Source organism: Paracoccus sp. UBA5162 (assembly GCF_002413585.1).
Lineage (GTDB): Bacteria > Pseudomonadota > Alphaproteobacteria > Rhodobacterales > Rhodobacteraceae > Paracoccus.
On sequence record NZ_DHXG01000083.1, the window covers coordinates 1 to 3,272 of the forward strand.

The window sequence follows — 3,272 nt, forward strand, 5'->3', positions numbered from 1 at the left end:
GGCGCGGGGGTCGACCATTCGAGGGTCGAGCCGTTCCACGGATCGCCGCCCGGCACTGCCAAGGCGGCGCGGTGGCGGTAGCTGGTCCAGAACGTCCAGATCAGGCTGGCGAGCGCACACAGCATCAGCACGCCGCCGAACGCGGCAATGTACATCCACGGCAGGAAATCGGGGTTCTGGAACGTCGGCGAGCGGCGCGGCATCCCCATCAGGCCGAGCACGTAGAGCGGCATGAAGGTGAAGATGAATCCGCCGACGAACAGGAATGCGGTGCGCCGCCCCCACGTCTCGCTCAGCCGGAAGCCGAAGGCCTTGGGGAACCAGTAGTGGATGCCCGCCAGCATCCCGTAGAGCACGCCGGGAATGATCACATTATGGAAGTGCGCGACGAGGAAGGTCGAATTGTGCACCTGGTAGTCGATCGACGGATTGGCGAGGATGATGCCCGACAGCCCGCCGATGACGAACAGCAGGAAGAACCCGGTGAGGTACACGATCGGCGTGGTGATCCGCACCCGGCCGCGCCACATGGTCGCCATCCAGTCGTATATCTTCACGCCGGTGGGGATCCCGATCACCATCGTGGCGATGCCGAAGGCGATGTTCACGCCCGCGCTCTGTCCCATGGTGAAAAAGTGGTGCAGCCACACGGTGAAGCTGATCACCGCGATGCACATGCTCGCCATCACCAGCGAGGTGTAGCCGTAGAGCCGCTTACCCGAGAAGGTGGAGCTGATTTCAGAGAACACGCCGAACGCGGGCAGGATCAGGATGTAGACTTCCGGGTGGCCGAACATCCAGAAGATGTTGGCGTAGTTCATCATGTTGCCGCCCGCTTCGTTGGTGAAGAAATGGAAATCGGCATAGCGATCGAGCGCCAGCATCGCACTCGACACGGTCAGCGCGGGCATGGCGTAGATCAGCATGATGGCCACGCACAGGCTGGTCCAGCAGAACAGCGGCATGCGCATGAGGTGCATGCCCGGCGCGCGGCATTTGAAAATGGTGACGGCGAAGTTCATCCCCGTCAGCGTCGACCCCATACCCGAGATCAGGATCGCCCACAGCCAATAGTCCACCCCCTCGCCCGGGCTGAAGATCTTGCCCGTATAGGGCGGATACATGGTCCACCCGCCGGTCCCGAAATCGCCGATCAGCAGTGAGATCATCACCAGAGCCGCGCCAGCAGCCGTCAGCCCCAGGCTCACCAGATTGAGCACCGGGAAGGCCATGTCGCGCGCACCCAATTGCTGCGGCAGCACGAAATTGATGAGACCGATCAGCAGCGGCATGGCGACGAAGAAGATCATGATCGTGCCATGCGTGCTGAACAGCTGCGCAAAGTGATCCGGCGCGACGAGGCCGCCTTCCGGCTGTGCCAGAGTGCCGAGCGCGCTCGCCTGATGGGCCCGCATCACAAAGCCTTCGATGATGCCCCGCGCCATCATGACAAGCGCGAGCACGATATACATGATGCCGATTCTTTTCGCGTCGGGCGACGTCAGCCAGCCGCGATAGAGCGGCCCCCACCAGCGCATGCGGGTCAACACGGCCACCGCGCCGATCGCGCCCAGCACCAGAACGCTCGTCGCAAAAGCCCCGATAATCGTGCTGGTGCCCGGATGCTGCAGCACATCGGTAAAGGGCGTGACGTTCCAGTCGAGATTGCCGAAGATCGGGCTTGTCTGTCCGCTCATTCCGCGGCTCCGGTCATGCCCGTTTGTGGCAGCCCGGTGCCACCCCAGCGCTCGGCCCCGCCATCACCATGATACTTCGCGACGATCTCTCCGAACATGTCCTGCTGGCCCAGCACCATGACGATCGGCTCGGCGCTTTTTTCCAGCCCAAGATCGCCGCGCGCATCGGCCAGCACGGTGCGTCGGCGCAATGTGGCGTAGGTCGCTTCATCGAGCGTCGGGCCGTTGTCGCCTCGCGCCGTCCACACAATGTATTCCGCCGGGTCGAGCGCGCGGACGGTGAACTTCTGGCGGCCGAAACCGTCGCCGTTGAACTGTGTGTTCTCGCCCTCGGCCTGCCCGGTGCGGGTCGCGGCGAAGTTCAGCTTGGTCGTCATCCCCGGCATCGCATAAATCTGCCCGGTCAGCGGCGCTATCAGCAGGCTTTGCATCACGGTATCGGTGGTCAGCGTCAGTTCCACCGGGCGACCGACGGGAACGACCAGTTCATCGACCGTCGCAATGCCCTCTGCCGGGTAGATAAACACCCATTTCCAGTCGAGCCCGATGGCCTGCACCTGCAACGGGTCGGGGCCGAGCGGCTCGTAGGGGTCGAGCTTCTGGGTGGAATACCACAGCCAGCTGGCCAGCACGATGACGATCAGGACCGGCACGCCCCACAGGACATATTCGAGCTTGCCGGAAAACTCCCACTCGGGCGCGTAGGCGCCGGGCGGCTTGGCATAGCGGTAGCGCCACAGGATCAGGGGCACCCCCACCAGCACCGGGAGGATCACGATCATCGTGATCCCCACCACCCGCATGAGGTGGGTCGACTGCTCCTGCGCGACGGGCCCCATCGGCTGGAGGAAGCTCTGCTGCAGCGCGCCGGACGCCAGCGCGGCGTCCGTGGCGATCAACGCAAGCAGACAGCCTGCGGCCAGTCTGGCCCACGACATAAAAACCTAGCCCCCGGCTTCCCCGTGAAAGCCGTCCAAATAAAGCCGCCCAAATTCAGGGACGGCGCGCCGCCACCATGACGGCGCGCCGTCGCTTACTGTGCCTCAGAACCCGTCGCCGCGTCGGAAAGCTTGTTCTGGAACTGGGTCGCCGCCTCGCGCATCCCCGCCTCGTCATCCGCTTCCAGCGCATCGCGCGCGGACTCGATATCCTCGGTCAGGGCCGGACGCATATCTTCCGGGAAATCGGTCAGGTTTTCGCTGACGAGGTTGTCGAGATCTTCGAGCACCCTGACCGCTTCGTTCGGGTCCAGGTCGCCCGAGGAAAGCTTCGCTGCAAGCGAGTAGGCTTCGTCGCGCGCTTCGGAGGGCGTGGCAGCGGTGCCGTCGAAACCGGGCTGCGCGACCGTTTCGGCCTGCGCCTCTTCTTCCTGCTTTTCCGCCGGGCTCTCGCAGGCCGACACCGCGAGGGCCAGCGGCAGGGCAAGCAGGGCGTATTTCATCTTGAAGGTCATCATCGTTTTCCTGATTTGCACGGGCGCAGCCCGGCGTTGAATGGCGCGGCCAAACTAGCCGCTGGCGAGGTCATCGCAAGAAATTGTTCCGCAGCAGATCGACGACCTCCTTCGTACGGCCA

3 protein-coding genes are annotated in these 3,272 nt (G+C 63.9%); all 3 read right to left on the reverse strand.

Annotation, left to right across the window (positions count from 1 at the left end; genetic code table 11):
* Positions 1-1,697: cbb3-type cytochrome c oxidase subunit I (locus B4A72_RS13850; protein WP_292978865.1), on the reverse strand; the 1,697-nt coding region annotated here is incomplete at its 3' end.
* Entirely contained in the window at positions 1,694-2,635 is a 942-nt protein-coding gene (locus B4A72_RS13855) for a cytochrome c oxidase subunit II (protein WP_064305592.1), read from the reverse strand. The genes B4A72_RS13850 and B4A72_RS13855, both read right to left, overlap by 4 nt.
* Before the next feature lie 95 nt (positions 2,636-2,730).
* Entirely contained in the window at positions 2,731-3,150 is a 420-nt protein-coding gene (locus B4A72_RS13860; RefSeq protein ID WP_172807046.1) for a hypothetical protein, read from the reverse strand.
* Positions 3,151-3,272: the final 122 nt, after the last annotated feature.

Excerpts from the sequence above, each read along its gene's own strand:
- B4A72_RS13855 (WP_064305592.1), bottom strand. The coding sequence starts at position 2,635 with ATGTCGTGGGCCAGACTGGCCGCAGGCTGTCTGCTTGCGTTGATCGCC.
- B4A72_RS13860 (WP_172807046.1), bottom strand. The coding sequence starts at position 3,150 with ATGACCTTCAAGATGAAATACGCCCTGCTTGCCCTGCCGCTGGCCCTC.